We start from the raw sequence: 3,072 nt of genomic DNA, 5'->3' as shown, positions 1-3,072 counted from the left end.
TCGGGGCGTTGGTAGATGCGGTAGCGGATCTCGACGAGCTCCTCCGAAACGTCGCGCTCGCCGTCGTACATGAGGAGGTGCAGGCGATCACGGGTGAGGGCGATGTCGTCCTCGAGTGCGGCCTTGGTCGTGGTGGCCTTGATGCGCGCCATCACCTCGGGGTTGGCTTTGGTGCCGCCCGCTGCGACCAGTTGCAGGGTGCGGACCCGCTCGGGTCGCTCGCTGGCCAGCCATCCGGCGGTCCAGCCTCCCAGCGACTCGCCGACCAGGTTGGCGCGGTCGATGCCCATTGCGTCGAGGTAGCCGACGAGGTGGTCGACGTAGCGAGGGATCTCATAGGGGTAGTTGGGCTTGCCGGTGTACCCGTGGCCCAGGGCGTCGATGGCGTGACAGCGCAGGCCGGCCTCGACGTGGGGGACGAAGTTCCGCGAGAAGGCCTCGAGGTGGCCACTGGTTCCGTGGAGAAACACCACGTCGGGGCCTTCGCCTGCGATCAGCGTCCGGGTCGGCACGCCGGCGGCCTCGACGGTTCGCACCGCGAAGTCGATGCCGGTGAGGTCGGTCCAGATTGTCATGGTCGCCCTCCTGGGGGTCGATGGTCTGCTATGGGTGGTCGGGCGGGCGAGACCGGCGGGCGGGACGCGTCGTGGGCGCGGCACTTGCCGGCGTGAAGGCGGCCACGGCCATACCTGTCAGCCACTCGGGCATCGCCGAGTAGGCGAGCACCTCGCCCGCTGCGGCGTCGACGGCGGCGCACATGGCGAGCCACGTTCTGATCTCGTTGCCGCCGTTGCCCGCGGAGGCAACGAGGTCTCGGTTGCCGAGACGCTGCGCCAGCGCCATGTGTTCGCCCGAAGCAACCGCTGCGAGGAACTCCTCGTCGAAGTCGGTGTTGATTCGGGGGGGTGCACTGAGAGTGGTCTAGCGCCTGCGGGGCCCGGTCGCGGGCCAGTGCGCGTTGCCGGGACGCCAAGAATCGGCCAGGAATCGGTCGTCCTCGGAATCCGGGGCGGCCCAGTCGGGGAACGGCAGGGCGTGGCTCAGGCCGCCCGTCCCGATCACGCCGACCCGCCGGTTGCCGGGCAACCGGCAGGCCGCCGATCCGAGGGCGAGTCCGAATGCGCAGGTCCGCGCCGGCGTCGGCAGCGGCGGCGCGAAGCAGTTGACGACGATCGGCACGACCGGGACGTTCGGGGGCACGAGGTACTGGATGGCGTGGCTGATGCCGTGGTCGATGAGCAGTTCGGCGGAGAACGCCGCGTCGGGTCCGCTCTCGATGGGGCGCTGGCAGAGCACCGGGGCGGGGGCGGGGGCGCTGTGCTGTGGGCCCGCCGGGGTTCCGTGCTCGCCCGCCGCGATCACGTCGCCGACCCCGATGGTGAAGGCCGGCATGAGGTCGAGGCCGATGCCGCGGAAGTGGTTGGAGCCGATGATCAGGACGAGGTCGGGCGATTCCCCTTCGAGCCGGCTGCGCGCCTCCCCAAGCGCGTCGCGGAATCGGTGGGCACGGCTGAGGTGCTCCACCTCGTGCCAGCGCGTGTTCATCAGCGTGGTGTGCGATGCACCCACTCCGAGCACGATCCGGCTCATCCGGCGCCCTGCAGGTATTCGAAGGCGGTCCGGATGAGGTGTCGCGAGAGCGCCACCTGGTCATCGGGGTTGACGGCGTTCATCCCGTACTGGAAGTCGACGTCGACGCCGGGCGCGGCGATCTTGGGGAGGCCGATCCTCGCGGTGGGCACCCCGTGCTGCCGGAGGATGTTGGCGTCGGTCGCTCCCGAGAAGCCCCGCGGGGCCTGGTGGGAGCGACCGGTCTCGGTCTCCCAGGCCGCGATCGCGGCCTGCACGATCGGCTCCGACGGGTCGGTGCAGCTGCCACCAATGGCGAGTGTGCGACTCACCGTTGCTGACGCGCCGATGGCCGCCGCCCATTGGTCGATGCGCTCGGAGAGGGCTCGCTGGGCACTGTCCGCGGCAACACCGGGCGGGAGACGAAGGTCGACTGTGAACTCGCAGGCGTCTGCGGTGAACGCCGTCGCGCGGGCATCGCCCCCGTTGACCGAGGCGACGATGCCCCGCGGCCGGGTGAACCCGTCGGCCCGCGTCTCGGCCCACTCGTCGATCCAGGTCTCCACCTCGAGGATCAACGCCGCGGCGTCGGCGATGGCGTTGCGGTAGGCGAGCAGGTGGCGGCTGCCGACGTAGGTGTGGATCCCCGCGACGCGCACGGTGAACCAGGCCAAGCCGACCTCGTTCCAGGAGACCGACCAACCGGACTTGGCAATCACCGCGGCGTCGGGGCGAACTGCCTCGAGGAGTGCGGTACAGCCTGCGCCGTGCCCGTCCAGCAGATCCGGGGCGCGGCGGTTGACCGGCATTCCGAGACAGCCGAACCCGGCGATGATCCGCCCGGACAGGTCGGCGGCGACGCCGGTGAGCGCCTCGGTGGCCATCAGCACGCACGCCGCGTGCCCCTTCGGGTTGTGGGCGCCGAGGCCGACGAGCCATCCGCGCTCGGTGCGCAGCTTCGCTTCCATGTCGGGGCGCGACCCGGAGCCGACGAGCGCGCCGTCCTCCGCGGCGTCTCCCGACGTGATGGTGTCGATCGGCGAGTACAGCAGCAGTGACGGCCCCCGCCGGGGAGAGCCGAGCGTGCCCCAGGCGTTGGCTGCGCTGGCGTCGAGCCACTGCTCGTTGGCCTGCACGCCGGCGGCGTCGAGCGCCTCGGCGATCCGCACCGCGAGGGCGCCCTCACGTCCGGTCGGCGAAGCGGTGCTGACCAGCATGTCGGTCAGGTCGGCCAGACGGGTGGCGGACACGCCGGCGAGGGCCGCCTCGAGCGCGCTCATCGAACCCCGGGCCGGCGAACCGAACCGATCCAGGTGCCTGTGGTCCTGGTGAGCAGGCGCACGAGCGCTCGCTTGATCCATGAGATGGCCCTCACGGGCGATCCCCCGTCGCCGGACCATGCCCGGCCGGCATGCACCGTCTCCGAAACCCGCTGGCCGCACTCATGTGGCGTCGGTGACCCCTGGCCGGTCGGACTGGTTCAGGAATCCCGCAACCACCGAG

The 3,072-nt window shown here is 71.1% G+C and carries 2 protein-coding genes and 1 pseudogene; all 3 read right to left on the bottom strand.

The annotated features are described in order from the left end of the window. Positions 1-575, bottom strand: a 575-nt coding sequence (locus OXG55_14305; protein ID MCY4104411.1) for an alpha/beta fold hydrolase, incomplete at its 3' end; no start/stop codon positions are given. 28 nt (positions 576-603) lie between these two features. Then, a pseudogene (locus OXG55_14300) lies at positions 604-1,590 on the bottom strand (catechol 1,2-dioxygenase). Further along, entirely contained in the window at positions 1,587-2,849 is a 1,263-nt protein-coding gene (locus tag OXG55_14295; protein MCY4104410.1) for a peptidase dimerization domain-containing protein, read from the bottom strand. The pseudogene OXG55_14300 and the gene OXG55_14295 overlap by 4 nt, the downstream one beginning before the upstream one ends. Positions 2,850-3,072 lie beyond the last annotated feature (223 nt).

This window comes from bacterium (assembly GCA_026708055.1).
Lineage (GTDB): Bacteria > Actinomycetota > Acidimicrobiia > Acidimicrobiales > CATQHL01 > VXNF01.
Note: the sequence above shows the minus strand (reverse complement) of the source record. Positions and strands in the feature narration are given on the sequence as shown.

Excerpts from the sequence above, each read along its gene's own strand:
- OXG55_14295 (MCY4104410.1), bottom strand. The coding sequence starts at position 2,849 with ATGAGCGCGCTCGAGGCGGCCCTCGCCGGCGTGTCCGCCACCCGTCTG.